We start from the raw sequence: 22,341 nt of genomic DNA, 5'->3' as shown, positions 1-22,341 counted from the left end.
TATCGGAAGAACGCTTTACCCATTATGAAAGCATGCCAAAACAACCTTTTGAGAAGCCCATTCAAAAGGCTAAAGAGCCAACGGCGGCTCCACTCATCGCTTAAGCATTAAAGAAAAAAAGAAAAGGCACTTTTTTTCTTTAATGCTTAAATATTTCTTCAATACATAATTTTTTTATTCGAGACATACTAACTACGATTAGTAGTGGTACTATTTTATTTTTTTCGATCAAAATAGATTGACAAGATTCTTGTTCAATTGATATAATTTTAAATTTATTTGACGAAAAATGTAGATTGTGCTATACTACACATACAGTGAGGTGGGGTGTCGTAATGGCAAAAACGTTGATTGACATTAAGCGTGCATTGGATGCTAATGTTGGGAAAAGAATTACGATTAAGGCAAATGGTGGTCGTCGGAAAACGTCGGAGCGTTCTGGTCTACTTGAAGAAACATACCCTTCTGTGTTCATCGTAAAATTAGATGAGCAACAAAATGCATTCGAGCGAGTTTCTTATAGTTATGCTGATATTCTAACGGAAACAGTAGAACTCTTGCTTTGTGAAGAAGGAATGGATTCAACTGTTTTAAAGGCGTAGTGTAAACTGGCTGATATACAAACAAATATAACCCTCTGAAGGTAAATTTCAGAGGGTTATATTTGTTTTGGTTATGGCGGATACTATGCATGTCACTAAAACAGTGACATTTTCTGATCTGCAGAAAAAAGGAGTTGTTGTGACATGAGTAGACGTAGAGGAGTCATGTCTGATCAATTTAAAGAGGAACTTGCGAAAGAGCTCGGCTTTTATGACACTGTTCAGAAAGAAGGCTGGGGCGGAATACGTTCAAGGGATGCTGGAAATATGGTCAAAAGAGCAATTGAAATTGCTGAGCAACAACTTGCTAATCAACAAAAATAATTGTCGATGACTATAAGGCTGTTTCAAAAAATTTTCTCCTCTTCCTAAAGAGTGGACGAGAAGATTTTGAGACAGCTTTTTTTCTATATTTTTCTAATGGTTGGTTTTAGTGTATGATTATAAGACTATATTGTGGAAAAATCGACAACAGGTGGTATGTTTACAGGACAAGTGATAAAATAGCGTAAGCAAATGGATTATAGAAGGTGACGATTGTGAGATGTTCAGTAAAAGCACCAGCGAAAATTAACTTATCGCTTGATGCCATACGAAAAAGAGATGATGGCTTTCATGAAGTTGAAATGATCATGACGATGGTCGATTTAGCGGACAGAATTGATCTGACTGATCGAGATGATGGCAAAATTGTTGTTGATGTATCAGAGGGGTTTGTTCCAAATGATCAACGCAATCTGGCATATCAAGCAGCTGATTTGTTAAAGAAAAGGTATCATGTAAAAAAGGGGTATCCATTTATATTACAAAAAGAATACCTGTTGCTGCTGGTTTGGCCGGTGGGAGCAGTGATGCCGCTGCGACATTAAAAGGGCTCAATCAACTGTGGCAATTAGGACTTACGATGGATGAGCTTGCTGAATTAGGGGCAGAAATAGGCTCGGATGTTTCTTTTTGTGTATATGGAGGAACGGCTCTTGCGACAGGCCGTGGAGAGTTAATCGAAAAAATCCCCTCACCGCCACCTTGTTGGGTTATTCTAGCGAAGCCTCCAATTGGTGTTTCGACAGCGGAAGTGTACCGACGGCTGAAAGTTGACGAAGTGGAACATGCAAACACAAAAGCGATGATTCGTGCGATTGAAGAGCAAAGCTTTGAAGGAATTTGTGCAAACTTACATAATGTACTGGAGTCAGTAACATTGGACATGCATCCAGAGGTGAAAAAGATTAAGCAACAAATGATTCGCTTCGGTGCAGATGGTGTTTTGATGAGTGGTAGCGGACCTACTGTTTTTGGGTTAGTGGAGCATGAATCAAGATTACACCGTGTGTATAATGGATTACGAGGCTTTTGTCAGGATGTTTATGCTGTTCGTCTGATTCGTTCTTAATGCACTTGATAAAAACCGAACAAACGTGATATATTAATTAAAAAAGATTCGGTTTTAGTGGAGGTCGTATGAAAAAGCTTAAACGAAGTGGTCGCCTTGTTGATATGACCTATTTTTTGTTGCAGCACCCACATGAGGTTATATCTCTTACACATTTTTCGGAACGGTACCAGTCAGCAAAGTCTTCGATTAGTGAAGATTTAGTTATAGTAAAAGAAATCTTTGAGGATGAAGGGTACGGTTCCCTTTTGACGATCTCAGGTGCAAGCGGAGGAGTTAAGTTTATTCCAAGAATTCACCCAGAACAGGCTGAGGAATTTGTAAATGAAGTCATTGAACAGTTAGCTGTACCAGAACGTATTCTTCCTGGTGGTTATCTATATATGATGGATCTGCTTGGAAATCCAAAATTTATTCAACGTCTTGGACAAGTGTTTGCTTCTGTGCTAGCTAATCAAAAAATTGATGCTGTTTTAACAGTGGCAACAAAAGGAATTCCGCTTGCTTATGCAGTTGGACAATATCTAAATGTGCCAGTAAGCATTGTAAGACGGGATCATTTAGTGACAGAAGGGTCGATGGTTAGTATTAACTACGTATCAGGCTCATCAAAACGAATTCAGACGATGACTTTAGCTCGTCGAAGCTTAGCTCCTGGCTCGCGTGTCTTTATTGTTGATGACTTTATGAAAGCCGGTGGAACGATTCGGGGAATGATGGACTTACTCGAAGAATTTGAAGCCGAGTTAGTGGGAATTGGCGTGTTGGTAGAGTCTGTTGGGGTAGAAGAGCGTTTAGTAGATGAGTACATGTCGATTACAAAGTTATCTAATGTTGATGTTAGGAATAAAACGATTACCGTTGAAGCGGGAAGCGTTTTAGATTTATTAAAAACAGTTGAACTGGAGGAGAACAAATGAAAATCGTACACACATCAAAAGCGCCAGATGCGATTGGTCCATACTCTCAAGGGGTTATTGTAAACAACATGTTTTATAGTTCTGGTCAAATTCCTTTAAATGCCGAAGGAGAATTAGTGCAAGGAACAGTTGAAGAGCAAACACATCAAGTATTCAAAAATATGCAAGCCGTTTTAGAAGAGGCTGGAGCTTCATTTGAGACAGTTGTGAAAGCAACTGTGTTCATTAAAGATATGAATGATTTTCCACGTATTAATGAAGTGTATGGCGAATATTTCAGTTCTCATAAACCTGCACGATCTTGTGTTGAGGTAGCTCGTCTACCGAAAGATGTATTAGTTGAGATTGAAGTCATTGCATTAGTAAAATAAAAAACAAGAGACAAGAGTCCAGAGGATTTCTTGTCCTCTTTTTATACTCAATCACAATTGCAGTTTTTTAAAAAACGGTTTTGTAGTGATTTTACTAGGGAGTATACTTCTTTCTCTTAAGTAAATGGAGCGAAAGCCACTCGACTGCGAGAAGAAGAGGGAAGCCACTGAAAAAGTGCTCGTTTACTTCGGACTTAAAAGGGAGCTTTGCCCGAGAAAGGCATCATCGTTGGATCTTGGATTGAGAGTATGAAAAGCTGATACTAGCAGGGGAATGACACGGAGACTCCTGCGGGAGCAGTGACCGACGTGTGAGACCCCACAGCCGAGGAGGCTCACCGGGCACCCGCGGAAAGCGAAGTGTCATTCCCCTGCGGCAGTTAGGCACTTTTTCAGTCTAAAGAAGAGGTAGGGCTAGACCAACAGGCAAATTCGCATCGGCACCTCCCTGCAGGTGCGAGTGGCTTACAAAAACAAAACCATCTAATAAAACAAAAAAATCTAACTAAATAAATGTAACCGGTTCGACAAAAATGCTGTTGAAATACCACCTTTTTTAGCAGTTTTCAAAAAAATCAATAAAAAAATAAAAAAAGTTTTTGTCTAAAGAAGGAAATAGAGAAGTAATGAAGAAATGGTTAAGTAGGAATAAACAAATATTAGGTGGTGGCCAACAATGCAGGTAACAGATGTGAGATTGCGACGAGTGAATACGGAAGGCCGTATGAGAGCAATAGCTTCTATAACGATTGACCATGAATTTGTGGTGCACGATATTCGCGTAATCGATGGTAATAATGGGTTATTTGTTGCAATGCCTAGCAAAAGAACCCCAGACGGTGAATTTCGTGATATTGCACACCCTATCTCTTCCCAAACAAGGGAGAAAATACAAACGGCTGTTTTGACAGAATATGAAAAAGCAGGAGAATTTGAAGAAATTGAGTTTGAAGAAGCTGGAGCTTCTTAAAAAAGAAAGAGTCCCATTATAGCTCTTTCTTTTTTGAATTTTATAAAAAATACTTGATCAATATTCATGAAGAAGTAGCAAAATGATTGCCGTTGCATTTAAAACGGATATTTCCTTGAAAAGACTACCGTTTTAAGATATATTCGTAAGGGAAAATGCAACGCCTGGAGGGGAATTATGAGCAATCGTTATGCGGTTATACTAGCAGCTGGTCAAGGAACAAGAATGAAGTCAAAATTATATAAAGTGCTTCATCCGGTTTGTGGAAAACCAATGGTTCAACATGTTGTCGATCAAGTTTCTAGCTTAGGATTTAAAGAGAAAGTTGCGGTAGTTGGGTTTGGAGCCGAAGTTGTTCAACAGCAATTGGGAGAGGAAGTCTCTTATGTTGTACAGGAGCAACAATTAGGAACAGGGCATGCCGTTATGCAAGCAGCGAGTATTTTAGAGGGCAAGGAAGGCACGACGGTTGTACTTTGCGGTGATACACCATTGTTAACGGCCGAAACGATTGATTATTTGCTATCATGCCATGATAAGGAAAAGGCTAAGGCGACAATCTTAACAGCAGTTGCGCCCGATCCTACAGGGTATGGCCGAGTGATTCGTAATAAAGAAGGACTTGTTGAAAGAATTGTTGAGCATAAAGATGCAACAGAAGCAGAGCGTAGTGTAAATGAAATCAATACAGGAACGTACTGTTTTGACAATGCTGCTCTTTTTGATGCTTTGAAAAAAGTTGGCAATGACAACGCACAAGGAGAGTATTACCTTCCTGATGTCATCGAAATCTTACAAAAAAGTGGAGAAACGATTTCTGCTTACCAAACTCCTTCTTTTAATGAGACACTTGGTGTGAATGACAGGGTTGCACTTGCTGAAGCGGAAACCATCATGAAACATCGAATCAACGAACATTGGATGAGGCAAGGTGTCACCATTATTGATCCAATTAATACGTATATTTCAACTGAAGCTTCTATTGGTCAAGATACGGTTTTATATCCGGGAACGATGGTGCTTGGTGAAACAAAGATTGGCGAAAATTGCACAATTGGGCCACATACAGAAATAAAAGATAGTATGATTGAAAATGATACCAACATCCGTCAATCTGTAGTTTATAATAGTAAAGTTGGAAACACTGTAACTATAGGTCCGTTTGCTCATATTCGCCCTGATTCCATTATTTCTGATGATGTTCGAATTGGGAATTTCGTTGAAGTGAAAAAAGCGAGTATGGGTAAAGGCAGCAAAGCTTCCCACTTAAGCTATATTGGAGATGCGGAAGTCGGCAAAGACGTCAACTTTAGTTGTGGTGCGGTTACGGTTAATTACGACGGGAAAAACAAATTTAAGACCGTTATTGAAGATGGAGCTTTCATTGGATGTAATGCAAATCTAATTGCTCCAGTAACAGTTGGAAAAGATGCACTAGTAGCAGCGGGTTCAACCATTACAGATGATGTTCCGGGGGAATCACTTTCAATTGCGCGTGCCAGACAAACGAATAAAACCGATTATGTAAAAAAGAAATAAACGAAAGATGGTTGAAAAAAGGTATGCCTTCTTTCAACCATCATTCTAAAATGCTTGTTAGAGTGTCTAATAAAAGGTTAATTAGAATACCGGAGGGAAAAAATTGTGGCTAAATATGGCGATCCTAGCTTAAAAGTTTTTACATTAAATTCAAATAAAGGTCTTGCGGCTGAAATAACAGAACATATTGGAGTTCCGTTAGGGAAAAGTTCCGTTACTCGATTTAGTGATGGGGAAGTACAAATTAATATTGAGGAAAGCATCCGTGGGTGTGATGTGTACCTTATTCAATCAACCTCTGCTCCTGCTAATGAGCACATAATGGAACTATTAATTATGATTGATGCGCTAAAGCGTGCCTCTGCTCGAACCATTAACGTTGTTATGCCTTATTATGGCTATGCTCGTCAAGACCGTAAAGCTCGTGCACGTGAGCCAATCACAGCTAAATTAGTTGCCAACTTAATTACGACAGCTGGAGCAACAAGATTGTTAACTCTTGATTTACATGCGACACAGATTCAAGGATTCTTTGATATTCCTGTAGATCAATTGATGGGTGTGCCTATTTTAGCTGATTATTTTGCAGAGAAGCAACTAGATGATATTGTCATTGTCTCTCCGGATCACGGTGGTGTTGTCCGTGCTAGAAAAATGGCAGACCGCTTAAAGGCGCCAATTGCGATCATTGATAAGCGTAGACCGAAACCAAATGTATCTGAAGTCATGAATATCGTTGGGAACATTGAAGGCAAAACAGCGATTATCATTGATGACATTATTGATACAGCTGGTACCATTACGCTAGCAGCGAATGCTTTAGTGGAGCATGGGGCTAAAGAGGTGTATGCATGCTGTACGCACCCTGTATTATCAGGTCCAGCAATGGAACGGATTAATAACTCTAAAATTAAAGAGCTTGTTGTGACTAATTCAATTGTTTTAGATGATGAGAAAAAGAGTGAAAAGGTAACTGAGCTTTCTGTTGCGGCATTGATGGCAGAAGCGATTATTCGTGTTCATGAACATGCTTCAGTAAGTACATTATTTGATTAAGAACGATTGGATAATCACCTAAAATTGTAAAAAAACGTTTAAATCTTCTTAAGTAGGGAACATATGATATAGAGGATTTAAATCTAATTTGAGGTGATACGTATGGCATCTGTCTTACAAGCAAATCCAAGAGAGGACCTTAGAGGGTCTGCTACAAGAAGAATCCGTAAAGAAGGCTATGTTCCTGCTGTTTTGTACGGTAATAAAATTGAGAGTCAGCCAGTTGCGGTAACGGGCATTGATTTTCTGAAAACAGTAAGGGAAGTTGGGAAAAATGGGTTGTTCTCACTTGATGTAGCTGGTAAAAAGAAACACCAAGTTATGATTCATGATATACAAATTGATCCTCTAAAAAATGAATATACACATATTGACTTTTTTGAAGTGGATATGACGTCTGAAATTGATGCGAATGTTCCAGTACGATTAAATGGAGAAGCACCTGGAGAAAAAGAAGGTGGAATGGTTTCCCATTTGATGTATGAAATCACGGTCAGATGTTTACCTGGCGAGATTCCTGAGGAGATTTCTGTTGATGTTTCCAACCTAAATATTGGAGACTCGATTCAAGTAGCGGATATTCGTTCAAGTGTTTCTGTTGATATTTCGAATGAAGATGAAGAAACAATTGTAACGGTACAGGCTCCTGCTGCAGAAGTTGAGAACGAGCAAGCGCCTGATGAACAAGCTGAAGAAGCCGAGGAAGCAGAAGAAGGCAAATCAGAAGAAGAATAAAAAGCAAGAAATAAATAATCATATGTGGCTGCTGAAAAGGTATACGGCTTTTCAGTAGCCTTTTTAAGAGGACGTAAGAAGGAATAAGGAGTCTGCTATAGAATATATAGAAGACAGAGACAGTAAGGGGTGTTCTAGTGTGAAGTTAGTTGTCGGCTTGGGGAATCCTGGACAAAAGTATGCAGGAACGCGCCACAATGTTGGATTTGATTGTATTGATTATATTGCGAATGAATTAGGGATTACACTAGACCAATCGAAGTTTAAAGGTATGTTCGGTAAAGGAGTTATTAATGGTGAAAAGCTTATCCTCCTAAAGCCGTTAACATATATGAACTTATCAGGAGAAAGTGTCCGTCCGTTGATGGATTACTTTGATATAGATGTGGAAGATGTAGTTATCATTTATGACGACATGGACTTACCCGTTGGAAAGATAAGATTAAGACAAAAAGGAAGTGCAGGCGGGCATAATGGCATTAAGTCATTGATTCAACATTTAGGGACGCCTGAATTTAAACGAATTCGTGTTGGTGTGGATCGACCGCAAAATGGAGAGTCCATTGTTAATTATGTTCTTGGTACATATCGACAAGAAGAGCGTGAGCATGTAAAAGAGTCCATCATTCAATCTTCAAAAGCAGTAGAAGCTTGGACGACAAAGACTTTTCTTGAAGTCATGAATGAATTTAATTAAAATCGAATAGAGAATCTTTTTGATGTTAATAATAATGGTTACTAGTATGCTAAAGGAGGCTTTTGCCTTGGCCATTCATTATTATTGCAGACATTGTAAGACAGATCTTGGTGCGATCAATCAAGAAGTGCAGTCTCAATCGTTAGGCTTTGATCATCTCACCCATTCGGAAAGAACCGAAATGGTTTCTTATGAAGAGAATGGGGATATGAGTGTTCATGCGATTTGTGAGGATTGTCATGAAGCACTAACGCGGAATCCAGAACTACATCAATTAGATCATTTGATTCAATAATTAAAAGAACGAAAAGCTTTGGTTGCTAACCAAAGCGTTTTTCTGTTATGTGATGCAGGATTCCGAACGTGAAGAAAGAATAGAGAGAAGAGGATAAGAATATAGTTGAAAAGAGAACCTTATGATTTACATAAATAAGTGAGTGGAGTTTTGAAGAAGGTAACGAACTAACAGGGGGAACAACATGTCTGGATTGCAACAATATTTACGTATTAACGATGAGATAAAAGCGGTTTCAAATAGTATAGAAGCAAACATGAAAGAACAACTTATTTCTGGCTTAACTGGTTCAGCACGAACTCTATTTATGTCAACGATTTATTTAGAGTCAAAACGCCCCATGCTTGTTGTCACACATAACTTGTATCAAGCACAAAAGTTATACGATGACTTAGTCGGACTTTTAAGTGAAGACGACGTTTTGCTGTATCCGGTAAACGAGCTCATTTCAGCAGAAATTGCTATAGCTAGCCCAGAAATGAAAGCACAAAGAATCGATGTACTTAATAAATTGGTACACTCGTTTCAGGGAATTGTCATTGCTCCTTTAGCTGGGGTAAGAAGGCAGCTTCCACCCGTATCATTGTGGAAAGAAAGTCAAATTAAGATTGAACTAGGATCTGATATAGGAAACCTTAACGCCTTACTTGAGAAACTAGTGATGATGGGGTTTCAACGAGTAGATATGGTATCTGCTCCTGGAGAAGTTAGTGTTCGCGGTGGGATCATTGACCTATACCCTTTAACAGAATCCGATCCAATAAGGGTTGAGCTATTCGATACGGAAGTTGACTCGATTCGTACATTTGAAGTCGATACACAACGATCAAAGGAAGAGAAAAAAGAAGTAACAATTGGACCTGCTCAAGAAGTTCTTTTAAAGAAAGAACATTATCAGCATGCTGTTGATCGCTTAACGGAAGGATTAACAACAACATTAAAAAAAGTTAAGGCAAAGGAAACGAAGGAGAAATTGTCACAAAATATTTCTTATGAAATTGGACAATTAAAGCAACAATCAACCTTCCAAGGTATGTACAAGTATATGTCACTTTATTATGAAGGTGAACACTCGCTCTTCTCCTATGCCCCGACTAATACCGTTGTTATGCTAGATGAAGTGTCAAGAATCAAGGAAATTTCTGATAATTTAGAGAAGGAAGAGGCTGAATGGAATACAGCATTGCTCGAACAAGGAGAAATTGTTCATGATGTTTCCATGTCTGTTCCGGTTTTTGAAGTTCTGAAAAAAGTTAGCTTCCCAATCGTTTATTTATCGCTTTTCTTAAAGCATGTAGCAGCAACAAACCCAGAAAACGTCCTAACAATTGCTTGCAAATCCATGCAACAGTTTCATGGACAAATGGAGCTATTAGTTTCAGAAGTGAACCGTTGGATGAAGAGTAATCAAGCGATCGTATTTCTTGCAGAATCCAAGGACCGGGCTAAGCGCTTATCGCTTAACTTAGAGGAAGAAGGAATTGATACAAGAATCATTGAACAAGCTACAGAACTGGTTAGTGGACGAGTGCAAATTATGGTCGGGAGTTTGCAATCAGGTTTTGAACTGCCTTCAAGCAAACTTGTTGTACTTACAGAGGAAGAAGTTTTTGCAAAAAAACAAACAAAGCGACCTCAACGAAAACAGGCTATGTCAAATGCCGAGCGGATAAAAAGTTACTCAGAATTAAAAGTCGGAGATCTTGTTGTTCATACAAATCACGGAATTGGGAAGTACCTAGGTGTCGAGACACTTGAAATAAATGGGTTACATAAAGATTACCTTCATTTACGTTATGCAGGCAATGACAAGCTATATGTACCAGTTGAGCAAATTGACCAAGTACAGAAGTATGTTGGTTCAGAAGAAAAGGACCCGAAAATTTACGCACTAGGCGGGAACGATTGGAAGAAGGTTAAGAAGAAAGTACAGTCATCAGTTGAAGACATTGCAGATGACTTAATTAAATTATATGCCGAACGTGAAGCGAGTGTAGGCTTTGCTTTTTCAGAAGATAACAATGAACAAGCTGAATTTGAACAATCGTTTCAATATCAAGAAACGGAAGATCAAATCCGAGCTATTGCAGAAATTAAAGAAGATATGGAAAAGACAAGGCCAATGGACCGTTTGTTATGTGGAGATGTTGGGTATGGAAAGACAGAGGTTGCCATTCGTGCCGCTTTTAAGGCCATTATGGATGGCAAGCAAGTAGCCATACTCGTACCAACTACCATTTTAGCTCAGCAACATTACGAAACAATAAAGGAAAGGTTCTCTGACTTTCCACTCAATATAGGTGTCTTAAGTAGATTTCGCTCAAAAAGGAGCAGACAGAAACCTTAAAAGGAGTAAAGGCCGGCTCCGTTGATTTGATTGTAGGTACCCACCGTCTTTTGTCAAAAGATGTGGTCTTCAAAGACTTAGGATTGCTTATTGTTGATGAGGAGCAAAGGTTTGGGGTTACACATAAAGAAAAGATTAAGCAGCTAAAAGCAAATATAGACGTATTAACATTGACAGCAACACCGATTCCTAGGACGTTGCATATGTCAATGCTTGGCGTGCGTGATTTATCTGTAATTGAAACACCACCTGAAAATCGTTTCCCTGTTCAAACCTATGTTGTCGAATACAATGCAGCATTGATCAGAGAAGCCATTGAACGGGAAATGAGCAGAGGTGGGCAAATTTATTTCCTTTACAATCGTGTAGGGGATATTGAAAGAATGACTGAACAATTATCGATGCTTGTTCCAGACGCAAGAATTAGCTATGCCCATGGCAGATGAATGAAAGAGAATTAGAAAGCATCATGCTTGATTTCTTAGAGGGTAACAGTGATGTATTGGTAACGACTACAATTATTGAAACAGGTGTGGATATACCAAATGTGAATACGCTCATCATCTATGATGCCGATAAAATGGGACTTTCTCAGTTGTATCAAATTCGCGGACGTGTGGGACGTTCTAATCGTGTCGCCTACGCTTATTTCACGTATCAACGGGATAAAGTATTAACAGAAGTAGCAGAAAAGAGATTACAGGCCATTAAGGAGTTTACAGAGCTTGGATCTGGTTTCAAAATTGCAATGCGGGATCTAACGATTCGAGGTGCAGGAAATCTCTTAGGAGCTCAACAACATGGATTTATTGAATCGGTTGGGTTTGATTTGTATTCTCAAATGCTCAAAGATGCGATTGAAGAACGAAAGGGAGATAAACCGAAAGAACCACCTTTCCAAGTGGACCTTGATGTAAAAATTGATGCCTATATTCCGGAAACATACATTCAAGATGCAAAGCAAAAAATTGAAATGTACAAACGATTCAAGGGTGCTGAATCAATCAGTGATTTAACGGACTTGAAAGATGAGATGTTTGATCGTTTTGGTGAATATCCAAAACAAGTCGATTTTCTATTAAGGCTAACGCATATTAAATTAATTGCCAATAAGGAAAAAGTCGAACAAATTACAGAAGCAAAAGATCAGGTGGAAATGATCTTATCAGAAGAAACGTCGGTGAAGATGGATGGAGCAAAATTATTTGAGGTAGCCCATAAGCTTGGAAGAGAAGTTATTTTAGGGACGGCTGGAGAAAAAATTAAATTTGTTATTAAAACAAAATCCTTAAGTGATGAGCAAGTATTACTCTTCATTGAAAAGATCATTCATGGCCTTCATGAAGCGAAAAAATAGGAAAGAACACCTGTCCTTTTTCTAATTGATGGAATGGTTGGATTGTTTAGGATATCAAACAAATTCATGAATTGGTGAATAGTTCTTTTTTTACGAAAGATACTAGAGATAAGAAAAGAAATGGTTATTTTCTTACCACTTACCATCAAGTGAATACATCATTAGAAAGTGAGGCAATACAGTATGAAAGCTACAGGAATCGTACGTCGTATTGATGATTTAGGACGGGTCGTAATCCCGAAAGAAATCAGGAGAACACTTCGAATCCGAGAAGGAGATCCTCTCGAGATTTTCGTTGATCGTGATGGCGAGGTGATTTTGAAGAAATATTCGCCTATTTCTGAGTTAGGTGATTTTGCAAAAGAGTATGCAGAAGCCCTTTACGATAGTCTAAATCATAATGTACTTATCGCAGATCGTGATACCTTTATTGCGGTTGCAGGAGCATCAAAGAAAGAGTTTTCGAACAAAGGTATTGGTGAACTTGTTGAGAAGGCTATGGATGAAAGAAAGACAAAAGTGGAAACAACAGCTGGAGATTATAATTTAGTTGGTGACCACACAGAAGACCTTAAAGGATATGTTGTGACACCGATTATTGCCAATGGAGATCCAATTGGAGCTGTTGTAATTTTTAGCAAAGAGCAAGAGCTTTCGGGAACGATTGAACAAAAGCTCGCCGAAACAGCAGCAAGCTTTTTAGCAAGACAAATGGAACAATAATACACATATAATAGAAAAAGCTCGCCTTTTACTAAGAGGACGGGCTTTTTCTTATGTATGTAAATAGTTCGCGATACGCTGATTACAACATTTACCTTTGATATGATAAGATGAGGAAAGAAAGGTGAGAATCATGTGAGAAATAACGATTTACTAAAAGGGGTAGCGCTTTTATCAGCTGCGGCCTTACTAGCCAAAATCCTAAGTGCCGCTTATCGTATTCCCTATCAAAATATGGCAGGGGATATCGGCTATTATGTTTACCAACAAATATACCCGCTTTACGGGATTATCATGACACTTGCAATGTATGGATTTCCAGTTGCTTTGTCAAAACATAGAGCAGAACTAACCGCAATCGGTGCTTATGAAGATGCCAAAAAAGTAACGAGTTTCCTTTTTTATGGACTGTTGCTAGTTGCTTTTGCTAGCTGGCTATTTATCTATTCATTTGCACCTGCTATAGCAAAGCTTATGGGTGACGAACAATTATCAGGACCGATTCAAGCGATGAGCTTTGTTTTACTTTTGCTGCCATTTCTAAGCATTGGTCGAGGCTATCATCAAGGCGAAGGTCAACTTGTTCCCACAGCTGTGTCACATGTTATGGAGCAATTGGTCCGAGTTACCCTTATTTTAAGTTTTACGTATTATTTTGTCCGTTCAGGTTATGATGCTTACCAAATAGGAGCAGGAGCAGCATATGGGTCTTTTTTCGGGGGAATAGTAGGGTTTGTTGTTTTGTTATTTGTGACAAAAGCAGTTTCGTTGAAACAATTGGTTCATCCAGGGGAATTCTGGGACATAAACTTTTGGAGACAGCACTCACCTATGTTTAAGCATAGTATTTTTATTTGCTTAAGTGCGCTTATGTTCGTCCTCATTCAACTAGTTGATGCGTTTACGGTTGTTCGTTTTTTGCAAATGAGTGGAGAATATCCAGAAATGACCTATCAAATTAAAGGTATTTATGACCGTGGTCAACCACTTATTCAACTCGGTACTGTTCTGACAACGACGCTAACCTTAGCACTTGTGCCACTGATTTCAAAAGCTGTGGCGGAAGATAACGTAGCACTTGCTAAGAAGTATCAAAGCCTTTCGTATCGACTAACCGTTCTTATTGGGGGGGCTGCTACAGTTGGGCTTGCTGTAATTATTGAACCAACTAATCATATGTTGTTTACGAACGAAAATGGATCGGATGTTCTCGGAGTCCTCAGTTTTGCAATCATTTTCTCTTCTTTATTTGTAACGGTTTCAGCGGTTTTGCAAGGCTACAATTTATCGTTCGTACCCGCAATCGCAGTGGTCATCGGTATAGGCATAAAACTTTTATTAAATATCCTACTTATTCCAATGTTTTCTACAATGGGGGCTGCGTGGTCAACGGTCATTTCCATTGCAGCAATGGTTGTTTATTTAATTTATATTCTACATAAAAAAGGTCATTTGTTTATGGGTGAACTTGTTGCCTATGGCCGAATTGGGCTTGTTATGCTATTTATGTTAATGGTAACAGTAGTATGGAAAAGTGGACTAACCGCCTTCTCCCCTCTAGAAGGTCGAATGGGAGATGCTGTTATTGCGGTTTCTTCAGCTATTGTCGGTGGTTTGGTCGTTATGGTTTGTTTATTTTCTTTTTCGGTTTTTACAGAAGACGAGTGGAAGCAAATACCTAAGATAAATAAAATTCGAGAGCGATTTGTAAAAAGGAGAAGGTCAGTGTGAAAAAAATAAATGTGATAGGGTTAGGTGCAGGAGACCTAGATCAAATGCCTTTAGGGATTTATCGTCACATCAAAAAAGAAGACGTCATCTATGTCCGTACAAAAGACCATCCAGCTGTTGTAGAACTAGAAGCTGAAGGAGTGTCATTTATCTCCTTTGATGATGTATATAAACAGCATGATCATTTTGAAGTGGTCTATGAAACAATTGTCGAAAAGCTGTTAAAAAAAGCAGAAGAAAACAAAACCATTACGTATGCGGTGCCAGGTCATCCCCTTGTTGCTGAAAAAACAATTCAACTTTTGTTGCAAGAGCGTAGTAAAGAAACTGTAGAACTTGAGTTTTTAGGCGGTCAAAGTTTCCTCGATGCCATGTACACTTCATTGCAAATTGACCCAATTGAGGGATGCCAAATTGTCGATGGTACATCATTAAAAAGGGATGAACTTGAACTTACTCATCATGTAATCATCGTTCAAGTATACGATGCCTTGATTGCTTCGGATGTGAAGTTAACCTTAATGGAACGTCTTCCAGATGATTATGAAGTAACCATTGCAACAGCAGTCGGTTCAAAGGAAGAACAGCTGGTGAAGGTGCCACTCTATGAATTAGATCGGGTTACGACTTTGAATAATTTAACAGCCGTCTATATTCCCCCTGTTCAAAAAGAGGAAGATCTTTATGGGGAATTTACGAAGTTACGTGATGTTATTGCCACACTACGAGGGCCGAATGGGTGTCCTTGGGACCAAAAACAAACGCATGAATCGTTGAAAAAGTATTTTGTTGAAGAGGTATATGAAGTACTAGAGGCGATTGATGAGGAGGATGACGAGCATTTAGTCGAAGAGCTTGGGGATGTGTTGCTGCAAATTATGCTTCATGCTCAAATTGGTGAGGATCAAGGATTTTTCACAATTCAAGATGTGATTTATAGCATTACAGAGAAAATGATTAGAAGACATCCACACGTATTTTCTGATGTAACAGTGAATGACGCTGATGAGGTTGTGAGCAATTGGGACGAAATCAAAAAACAGGAGAAGGGCAAAGAAGTAGGTGAGTCGATTTTATCCTCCGTTCCAAAAGGATTACCTGCTTTAATAGAAGCGACGATGCTTCAAAAGAAAGCGGCTAAAGTAGGCTTTGACTGGGATGATGACGCTCCAATGTGGGAGAAGTTGCAAGAAGAAATAGATGAATTTATCGTTGAAGTGAAAAAGAACGATATTACAAAGATGCAAAAAGAGCTTGGTGACATTTTATTTGTCATCGTTAATTTAGCTCGATTTTATGACATTGATGCAGAAGACGCTTTAAAAGGGACTAATCAAAAGTTTACAAAACGTTTCCGCTATATAGAAAGTGCTCTTCAAAAGGAAGGAAAGCAAGTAACGGAAATGACTTTAGATGAACTCGATCAAAAGTGGGAAGAAGCAAAAAAACTTGAAAAAAAATAGGGGGATTGTGTAATGAGGTTAGATAAATTTTTAAAGGTATCCAGACTAATTAAACGTCGAACACTGGCAAAAGAAGTGTGTGATCAAGGTAGAATTACGATTAATGGACAAGTTGCAAAGGCGGGGTCTAATGTAAAGGCAGGAGACGAGCTCGTGCTTCGATTTGGACAAAAGCTTGTAACGGTGAGAATTGATGATGTCCGTGACGTTGTTCGAAAAGAAGAAGCAGCAACCATGTATACGATCGTAAGCGAAGCGCCGGTGTCATAGAGAAATCCATAGAGCTTGTTCTAATTTTTATCCCTTCTTCATACACTGCTATGAAAGCACATGGAGGAGGGATTTTTCAATGGATCAGCATTATGAGTTTGGCACACCAATGGGACGCGATCTGAAAAACAATGACCATGATGTCATTTTAAAAGCAAGAAGACAATTAGATATTACAGGTGTGAAGCAAGTTGAAAGTTTTGACAACGAAGAATTTTTGTTAGAGACAGTGATGGGCTTTTTATCTGTACGCGGGCAAAACTTGCATATGAAAAATTTAAACGTTGAACAAGGAATTGTATCCATTGAAGGGAAGGTATATGATTTAGTCTATCTAGATCAAAGCCAGCAAGATAAATCAAAAGGCTTTTTTGGGAAGTTGTTTAAGTGACGCTAACCATTCAGTTCTATACGATGCTATCAATGGCTGCCATGGGCATGTACATCGGTGCAGCTATTGATACGTATGGGCGCTTCACTCGTCATCGAACAAAACCTTCGTTTAACTGGATCGTTGCATGTAATGATATCCTTTTTTGGCTCGTACAGGCTCTTGTTGTATTTTATGTATTGCTTCAATCGAATTACGGTGAAATTCGGTTTTACATTTTTTTAGCACTTTTATGTGGATTTGCTGCTTATCAAGCTATATTCCGAACCCTTTACCAAAGATTACTTGAGCAAACAATTGAGAAAGTTATCCAAATTTACCGAATTACGATTAAGCTTTTTACAATATTCTTGATCAACCCTATTAAGTCCTTATTGAAACTCCTCTATACCTTATGTATTATGGTATTAACAACTTGTTTGACTGTTCTGTTGTTCTTACTTCGAATCATATGGAAACCGTTGAAATGGGTGCTGTTGCTTCTTTACAGATGGACAGGATTAGAAAAACAAGCAAAAAAAGTTCAACCCATTTTACGTAAAATAAAGGAATTTTTCCAATCGATGAGGAAGAAGAAAGAATAAGGGGTGATGAGATGGTCACAGATCGTACGTCTAGAGTGAGAGAAATGGATAAATCCTATATCCAGCAACGAGAACAAGAGCTAGAGTTAGCGGCAAGAAAACGAAAGGGTCTTTTTCGTAGGCTAAGTGTTTTAGCAATCGTTGTTATTGCTTTAGGGAGTATTGCCTGTGTATCCCTTTACACCCAGGCATCTATGTTAGATGAAAAAAGGCAAGAGCAAGTTGTGTTAGAGGAGCAATTAAGGCAATTGCAGGTAGAAGAAACACAATTACGTGAGGACGTAGTTAATTACAATGATCTTGATTATATTGCAGAAATTGCAAGAAGAGATTATTTTTTAACAAAACCGGGTGAAACGTTATTCAAATTACCTGGGTCATCGTCAAATTGACACATTTTTTTTGATTCAGGTATAATATAAAAAATGAACATTTTCAGATTTCTTAAGGAGGATCTATTTTTTCATGTCAATCGAAGTAGGCAGCAAGTTACAGGGTAAGGTTACAGGAATCACTCATTTTGGTGCATTTGTGGAGCTGCCGGGTGGTTCTACAGGCCTTGTACACATTAGTGAAGTCGCTGATAATTATGTTAAGGACATTAATGAGTTTCTAAAGGTTGGGGACGAAGTAACAGTTAAGGTGGTAAATGTTGAAAACGATGGGAAGATTGGACTTTCCATTCGTAAGGCAATTGATCGCCCGGCTGCGCCTGAGCGTCCAGCTCGCCCGGATCGTTCAGATCGCCCAGATCGTCCAAGTCGTCCGTTTAACAACTCACAGCGCCCAAGTGGTCGTCCGCAAGGTGGAAACCGACCTCAAGGTGGCCGTGGTCCAAGACCCAACCAAGCACGTCCGTCTTTGTCATTTGAAGACAAAATGAGCCGTTTCTTAAAGGATAGTGAGGAGCGCATCTCAACATTGAAGCGTCAAACAGAATCTAAACGCGGGGGTCGAGGCGCCCGTAGAGGATAACTTGCTGCTCTAATGCGAGGACATATAAATAGAAAAGGATGACTCTAACCAAGAGTTATCCTTTTTCTTATGAAAAATAAAGTTGACATATCAATGTATTGTTGATAATATAATAAATGTCGCAATTAGCGATACGTGGCGGTGTAGCTCAGCTGGCTAGAGCGTACGGTTCATACCCGTGAGGTCGTGGGTTCGACTCCCTCCGCCGCTACCAATTATACATATGACAAACCTGTACTGTTTTCAGTGCAGGTTTTTTTGTGTGATCATTTGTTTTTAAGGCGAGTAGCTGAAGGTAATGGAACAAATACATTAAGAAAAAAGCACTAGCTTTGTAGAAAGCAGGAATTTTTTTACACAAGTCATTGGGTAACCAGCCGCAGGGGAATGACACTACGCTTTCCGCGGGTGCCCGGTGAGCCTCCTCGGCTGACGCCTCCGGGGTCTCACACGTGGGTCGCTGGTCCCGCGGGAGTCTCCGTGTCATTCCCCTGCTAGGGGTACGTGTTTAACTTTAAATGTGTTTATTTTAAATTAGAGATTAAACAATCTTTCCCTTAAATGTTTGATGAAAATTAAACTTCAGACTGTAGACAAAAAGCCTTCTGAGTTTCGCTTTCCAAAGGCCTTTTTACGCTATTTCTCCTATTTTCTTTTGATCGTTGAAGAGTAGGGAATTTCTATCTTACCCCCCATCCCGGGAGCGAGATCGAAGCTCCTTTTTAAATCCGAAATAGACGAGCACTTTTTCAGTGGCCTCAAATAGTAAATACAACAAAATAAAAAACTAAAACAAGTTTCTCCAAAGATAGCATGAATCCCCCATAAAAGTTGATTCTAACGTCCTTTAACCTGCACTCTTTAGCTATTCATACAAAAGAACGCCGAAAAGAGTCGAACGTTTTTTTTGATTCGACTTGTGATTTTGACAAAATGTGAACAGCTCTTCTGTTTATAATGAGAGCACGAATAAAACTAGGGTGGTGGATGTTGATGCTTCAGAAATTGACAAAGGAATGGACGGAACCCGCTGAAGATGGAAGGTCCATACGGAATAAGTGGACGAGCTTGTCGTTAGGAGTGATCGAAAAAGTCTCTGCAGGAACGAAGGCTGTCTTTTTTCAATATGGTTTGGTAATAGCAATTGTTGGTTTCCTATTAGGGAGAGCCATGATTTTATCTGAGTTAACACCTTTTGTGCTACCGTTTTTAGCCGCTGTTTACATGTTAAAACGTGAACGGGCACCCATTGCAGCTTTGTCATTAGTGGCTGGGGCTTTAACCGGTTATCATGGTCAAATTGGCTTTGTGATTGCAGCGATCATTGTATACGTATTGCTACAAAAAGTAGTAGCAAAATATGCAAAAGATATGACGAAAGCATTACCGTACACGGTGTTTGCAGCAAGTCTCATGACACGACTAGGGATGGTTTTTACCCTAGAAGGAACGGTAACGAGTTACGCGTTAATGATGGCGACTGTAGAGGCAGGCTTGAGTTTTATTTTAACGATGATCTTTTTGCAGAGTGTCCCGATTGTGACATCGCGAAAATTGAAACAACCTTTAAGAAATGAAGAAATTGTCTGTCTTATCATTTTATTGGCTTCTGTCATGACAGGTACGGTGGGTTGGATGATTTATGACATGACCGTTGAGCATGTTCTCGCAAGGTATTTAGTTCTTGCTTTTGCCTTTGTTGGTGGGGCAGCGATTGGTTCGACCGTAGGTGTTGTGACAGGTTTAATTCTAAGTTTGGCTAGTGTAGCTAGTCTCTATCAAATGAGCTTGCTCGCTTTTGCTGGTTTATTAGGTGGACTCTTAAAAGAAGGAAAAAAAGTCGGTGTTGGGATTGGTCTTCTTGTTGGAACACTTTTAATAGGATTATATGGCGAAGGTGCCACGCAAGTGTCGATCACGTTAATGGAATCGTTGGTTGCCATTTTGGTCTTCTTTTTAACTCCTAAAAGTGTATTCACGAATCTTGCTAGATTCATTCCGGGTACAATTGAACATTCTAAAGAACAGCAACAATACTTGCGTAAAATTAGAGATTTAACAGCTGGTAGAGTGGAACAATTCTCCACTTTATTTCAAACGCTGTCTAATAGTTTTCATACTCCAGCTCAAATGTCTAATAGTGAAGATCAAGAAAGAGAAGTTGATTATTTTCTAAGTAACGTAACCGAGAAAACGTGTCAAACATGTTTCAAAAAAGAACGATGCTGGGTTCAGAACTTTAATAAAACATATGATTCTATGCAAAGAATTATGACTGAAACAGAAGAGTATGGAGAAATTAAAGATCAAATTTTCATGAAAGACTGGAAGAAAGAGTGCATTAAACCAGAAAAAGTCGTTCACGCAATTCGACATGAACATGGTCAATACCAAGCTAATCAAAAATTAAAACGTCAAGTGATGGAGAGCAGAAGATTAGTAGCGGACCAATTGTTAGGGGTTTCAAGAGTGATGGGTGATTTTGCGAAAGAAATTCAGAAAGAAAAAGAAGCTCATCATTATCAAGAAGAGCAAATGTTAGATGCCTTGCGTGAAGTTGGTTTGGAAATTGGACATATTGATATTTATAGTTTAGAAAAAGGCAATTTAGAAATTGAAATGAGCCTTTCAGGCGACAATGGACATGGACAAAGTGAAAAAATCATTGCACCTATTTTGTCAGATCTATTAAATGAAACCGTCATTGTCAAAAAAGAAGAGAATGGGTTTTATCCAAATGGGTATAGTCATGTTTCGTTTGGCTCTGCAAAACAATTCGTCGTCGATACAGGGGTTGCCCATGTAGCAAAAGGAGGAGCCTATGTTTCAGGAGATTGCTATTCTACTATTGAGTTAGGGTCTGGAAAATATGCGATAGCAATCAGTGATGGAATGGGGAATGGAGAAAGGGCTCACCTTGAAAGTAACGAGACATTACAGCTTCTTCAAAAGGTTCTACAATCGGGAATTGAGGAGACGGTTGCGATTAAATCAGTTAATTCGGTTCTTTCCTTACGTACAACCGATGAGATTTTCTCAACACTAGATCTAGCAATGATTGATTTGCAGGATGCTACAACGAGATTCTTGAAGATAGGTTCGATTCCAAGTTTTATAAAGCGAGGCTCTCATGTAATAAAAGTAGAAGCGAGCAATCTGCCGATGGGGATGATTCAAGAATTTGATGTGGATGTCGTCAGTGAACAGCTCAAAGCTGGTGATTTATTAGTTATGATGAGCGATGGAATTTATGATGCGCCAAAGCATGTCGAAAACAAAGAAATGTGGATGAAACGGTTGTTAAGTGAGTTGAAAACTGATGATCCGCAGGAAATTGCAGATGTGATTCTCGAAAAAATTATTCGAGATGGGCAAGGGAACATTGATGATGATATGACTGTTATAGTGGCAAAAGTAAAACGGAATACGCCAAAATGGTCAGCCATTCCTCTTTATAAATCGCCAAAGTTAGTAAAGAAAAGAGGAAAGAGGAAGTTAGCGTCTTCGTAAGGACTTTGTAATGATTCGTTGCTCTCAAGCGCCGCTTCGGACATACACTTCGCTAGTTTAGAGGTATCCTCTCTATTCTTTTATAAAGAGGATACCTTTAGTGCGTTAGCCTGAAGCACTATAAGTATGCTATTGAGGAGTACTTGCTTCATCATAGTTTCGTTTTCTATTAAAAAGGGAAGAACATTTTTGCGAGAGTTAGTAGGAGAGACAATGACGGCTTCGCACATGCTTCCAGTTTTACAAAAAGGGAAGATCGCCCTTTTTCTGATTGAGGGTTAGTAGTCTATTGGAGAGTAAGCATGGCTCCGCGCGTCGTGCGCCTTTTAAGAAGAGCGCTTAAAAGGCTTAAGAGACAACGACGGCTCTGCACATGCTTCGAGTTTTACAAAAAGGGGAGATCGCCCTTTTT

General features: G+C 39.1%; 19 protein-coding genes, 1 tRNA gene and 2 pseudogenes. All 22 read left to right on the top strand.

Going from position 1 to position 22,341, the window contains the following annotated elements; genetic code table 11:
• The first annotated feature begins 335 nt into the window (after positions 1 to 335).
• The 22 genes and pseudogenes from veg to spoIIE all read left to right on the top strand — a co-directional run bounded on the left by veg (position 336) and on the right by spoIIE (position 21,929).
• A complete protein-coding gene (gene veg / locus JCM9140_RS17200) occupies positions 336 to 602 on the top strand; it encodes a biofilm formation stimulator Veg (RefSeq protein WP_034749367.1) in 267 nt (88 codons plus the stop codon).
• Positions 603 to 746: 144 nt separating this feature from the next.
• Positions 747 to 926: a small, acid-soluble spore protein, alpha/beta type gene (locus JCM9140_RS17195; RefSeq protein ID WP_034749365.1), complete on the top strand. Its 180-nt coding sequence runs from the start codon at positions 747 to 749 to the stop codon at positions 924 to 926.
• Between the two features lie 215 nt (positions 927 to 1,141).
• Positions 1,142 to 1,995: pseudogene (gene ispE, locus JCM9140_RS17190) on the top strand (4-(cytidine 5'-diphospho)-2-C-methyl-D-erythritol kinase).
• 68 nt (positions 1,996 to 2,063) lie between these two features.
• Positions 2,064 to 2,915: a pur operon repressor gene (purR, locus tag JCM9140_RS17185; RefSeq protein ID WP_034749363.1), complete on the top strand. Its 852-nt coding sequence runs from the start codon at positions 2,064 to 2,066 to the stop codon at positions 2,913 to 2,915.
• Positions 2,912 to 3,286 (top strand): RidA family protein, encoded by a 375-nt coding sequence (locus tag JCM9140_RS17180; protein ID WP_034749361.1) that lies wholly within the window; start codon positions 2,912 to 2,914, stop codon positions 3,284 to 3,286. The genes purR and JCM9140_RS17180 overlap by 4 nt, the downstream gene beginning before the upstream one ends.
• Positions 3,287 to 3,962: 676 nt before the next feature.
• Complete coding sequence (gene spoVG, locus JCM9140_RS17175) at positions 3,963 to 4,256, top strand: septation regulator SpoVG (protein WP_034749359.1); 294 nt, start codon at positions 3,963 to 3,965, stop codon at positions 4,254 to 4,256.
• Between the two features lie 177 nt (positions 4,257 to 4,433).
• Positions 4,434 to 5,795 carry a bifunctional UDP-N-acetylglucosamine diphosphorylase/glucosamine-1-phosphate N-acetyltransferase GlmU gene (glmU, locus tag JCM9140_RS17170; RefSeq protein ID WP_034749355.1) on the top strand — a complete coding sequence of 454 codons (1,362 nt, stop codon included), beginning with the start codon at positions 4,434 to 4,436 and terminating at the stop codon, positions 5,793 to 5,795.
• Between the two features lie 105 nt (positions 5,796 to 5,900).
• The gene (locus JCM9140_RS17165; protein WP_034749352.1) at positions 5,901 to 6,851 is read left to right on the top strand and encodes a ribose-phosphate diphosphokinase; all 951 of its coding nucleotides are present in this window, start codon (positions 5,901 to 5,903) and stop codon (positions 6,849 to 6,851) included.
• A gap of 102 nt (positions 6,852 to 6,953) precedes the next feature.
• Positions 6,954 to 7,586 carry a 50S ribosomal protein L25/general stress protein Ctc gene (locus JCM9140_RS17160; RefSeq protein ID WP_034749350.1) on the top strand — a complete coding sequence of 211 codons (633 nt, stop codon included), beginning with the start codon at positions 6,954 to 6,956 and terminating at the stop codon, positions 7,584 to 7,586.
• 139 nt (positions 7,587 to 7,725) lie between these two features.
• Entirely contained in the window at positions 7,726 to 8,283 is a 558-nt protein-coding gene (gene pth, locus JCM9140_RS17155; RefSeq protein WP_034749347.1) for an aminoacyl-tRNA hydrolase, read from the top strand.
• 67 nt (positions 8,284 to 8,350) lie between these two features.
• Positions 8,351 to 8,578 (top strand): anti-sigma-F factor Fin, encoded by a 228-nt coding sequence (gene fin / locus JCM9140_RS17150; RefSeq protein WP_034749344.1) that lies wholly within the window; start codon positions 8,351 to 8,353, stop codon positions 8,576 to 8,578.
• Between the two features lie 184 nt (positions 8,579 to 8,762).
• Positions 8,763 to 12,282 (top strand): annotated as a pseudogene (mfd, locus tag JCM9140_RS17145) (transcription-repair coupling factor).
• Positions 12,283 to 12,465: 183 nt separating this feature from the next.
• Positions 12,466 to 13,005, top strand: a complete 540-nt coding sequence (gene spoVT, locus JCM9140_RS17140; protein WP_034749341.1) for a stage V sporulation protein T — start codon at positions 12,466 to 12,468, stop codon at positions 13,003 to 13,005.
• 135 nt (positions 13,006 to 13,140) lie between these two features.
• Complete coding sequence (locus JCM9140_RS17135; RefSeq protein ID WP_034749338.1) at positions 13,141 to 14,736, top strand: putative polysaccharide biosynthesis protein; 1,596 nt, start codon at positions 13,141 to 13,143, stop codon at positions 14,734 to 14,736.
• Positions 14,733 to 16,199 carry a bifunctional methyltransferase/pyrophosphohydrolase YabN gene (gene yabN, locus JCM9140_RS17130; RefSeq protein WP_034749334.1) on the top strand — a complete coding sequence of 489 codons (1,467 nt, stop codon included), beginning with the start codon at positions 14,733 to 14,735 and terminating at the stop codon, positions 16,197 to 16,199. Before JCM9140_RS17135 ends, yabN begins: the two co-directional genes overlap by 4 nt.
• Before the next feature lie 12 nt (positions 16,200 to 16,211).
• Positions 16,212 to 16,469, top strand: coding sequence for an RNA-binding S4 domain-containing protein (locus tag JCM9140_RS17125; protein WP_034749332.1), 258 nt, complete (start codon positions 16,212 to 16,214; stop codon positions 16,467 to 16,469).
• A gap of 79 nt (positions 16,470 to 16,548) precedes the next feature.
• A complete protein-coding gene (gene yabP / locus JCM9140_RS17120) occupies positions 16,549 to 16,860 on the top strand; it encodes a sporulation protein YabP (RefSeq protein WP_034749330.1) in 312 nt (103 codons plus the stop codon).
• Positions 16,857 to 17,444, top strand: a complete 588-nt coding sequence (yabQ, locus tag JCM9140_RS17115) for a spore cortex biosynthesis protein YabQ (protein WP_034749325.1) — start codon at positions 16,857 to 16,859, stop codon at positions 17,442 to 17,444. Before yabP ends, yabQ begins: the two co-directional genes overlap by 4 nt.
• A gap of 11 nt (positions 17,445 to 17,455) precedes the next feature.
• Complete coding sequence (locus JCM9140_RS17110) at positions 17,456 to 17,836, top strand: FtsB family cell division protein (protein WP_034749323.1); 381 nt, start codon at positions 17,456 to 17,458, stop codon at positions 17,834 to 17,836.
• Between the two features lie 73 nt (positions 17,837 to 17,909).
• Complete coding sequence (locus JCM9140_RS17105) at positions 17,910 to 18,419, top strand: S1 domain-containing RNA-binding protein (RefSeq protein ID WP_034749320.1); 510 nt, start codon at positions 17,910 to 17,912, stop codon at positions 18,417 to 18,419.
• Between the two features lie 137 nt (positions 18,420 to 18,556).
• Positions 18,557 to 18,633: transfer RNA gene (locus JCM9140_RS17100), tRNA-Met, on the top strand.
• A gap of 779 nt (positions 18,634 to 19,412) precedes the next feature.
• Complete coding sequence (spoIIE, locus tag JCM9140_RS17095; protein WP_034749317.1) at positions 19,413 to 21,929, top strand: stage II sporulation protein E; 2,517 nt, start codon at positions 19,413 to 19,415, stop codon at positions 21,927 to 21,929.
• Positions 21,930 to 22,341: the final 412 nt, after the last annotated feature.

The sequence above is a fragment of the Halalkalibacter wakoensis JCM 9140 genome (genome assembly GCF_000513095.1).
GTDB lineage: Bacteria > Bacillota > Bacilli > Bacillales > Bacillaceae_D > Halalkalibacter > Halalkalibacter wakoensis.
This window is presented reverse-complemented; position numbering and strand designations above follow the sequence as displayed.

Excerpts from the sequence above, each read along its gene's own strand:
- JCM9140_RS17180 (WP_034749361.1), top strand. The coding sequence starts at position 2,912 with ATGAAAATCGTACACACATCAAAAGCGCCAGATGCGATTGGTCCATAC.
- purR (WP_034749363.1), top strand. The coding sequence starts at position 2,064 with ATGAAAAAGCTTAAACGAAGTGGTCGCCTTGTTGATATGACCTATTTT.
- JCM9140_RS17195 (WP_034749365.1), top strand. The coding sequence starts at position 747 with ATGAGTAGACGTAGAGGAGTCATGTCTGATCAATTTAAAGAGGAACTT.
- JCM9140_RS17125 (WP_034749332.1), top strand. The coding sequence starts at position 16,212 with ATGAGGTTAGATAAATTTTTAAAGGTATCCAGACTAATTAAACGTCGA.
- JCM9140_RS17160 (WP_034749350.1), top strand. The coding sequence starts at position 6,954 with ATGGCATCTGTCTTACAAGCAAATCCAAGAGAGGACCTTAGAGGGTCT.
- glmU (WP_034749355.1), top strand. The coding sequence starts at position 4,434 with ATGAGCAATCGTTATGCGGTTATACTAGCAGCTGGTCAAGGAACAAGA.
- spoIIE (WP_034749317.1), top strand. The coding sequence starts at position 19,413 with ATGCTTCAGAAATTGACAAAGGAATGGACGGAACCCGCTGAAGATGGA.
- yabP (WP_034749330.1), top strand. The coding sequence starts at position 16,549 with ATGGATCAGCATTATGAGTTTGGCACACCAATGGGACGCGATCTGAAA.
- spoVG (WP_034749359.1), top strand. The coding sequence starts at position 3,963 with ATGCAGGTAACAGATGTGAGATTGCGACGAGTGAATACGGAAGGCCGT.
- veg (WP_034749367.1), top strand. The coding sequence starts at position 336 with ATGGCAAAAACGTTGATTGACATTAAGCGTGCATTGGATGCTAATGTT.
- JCM9140_RS17105 (WP_034749320.1), top strand. The coding sequence starts at position 17,910 with ATGTCAATCGAAGTAGGCAGCAAGTTACAGGGTAAGGTTACAGGAATC.
- spoVT (WP_034749341.1), top strand. The coding sequence starts at position 12,466 with ATGAAAGCTACAGGAATCGTACGTCGTATTGATGATTTAGGACGGGTC.
- JCM9140_RS17110 (WP_034749323.1), top strand. The coding sequence starts at position 17,456 with ATGGTCACAGATCGTACGTCTAGAGTGAGAGAAATGGATAAATCCTAT.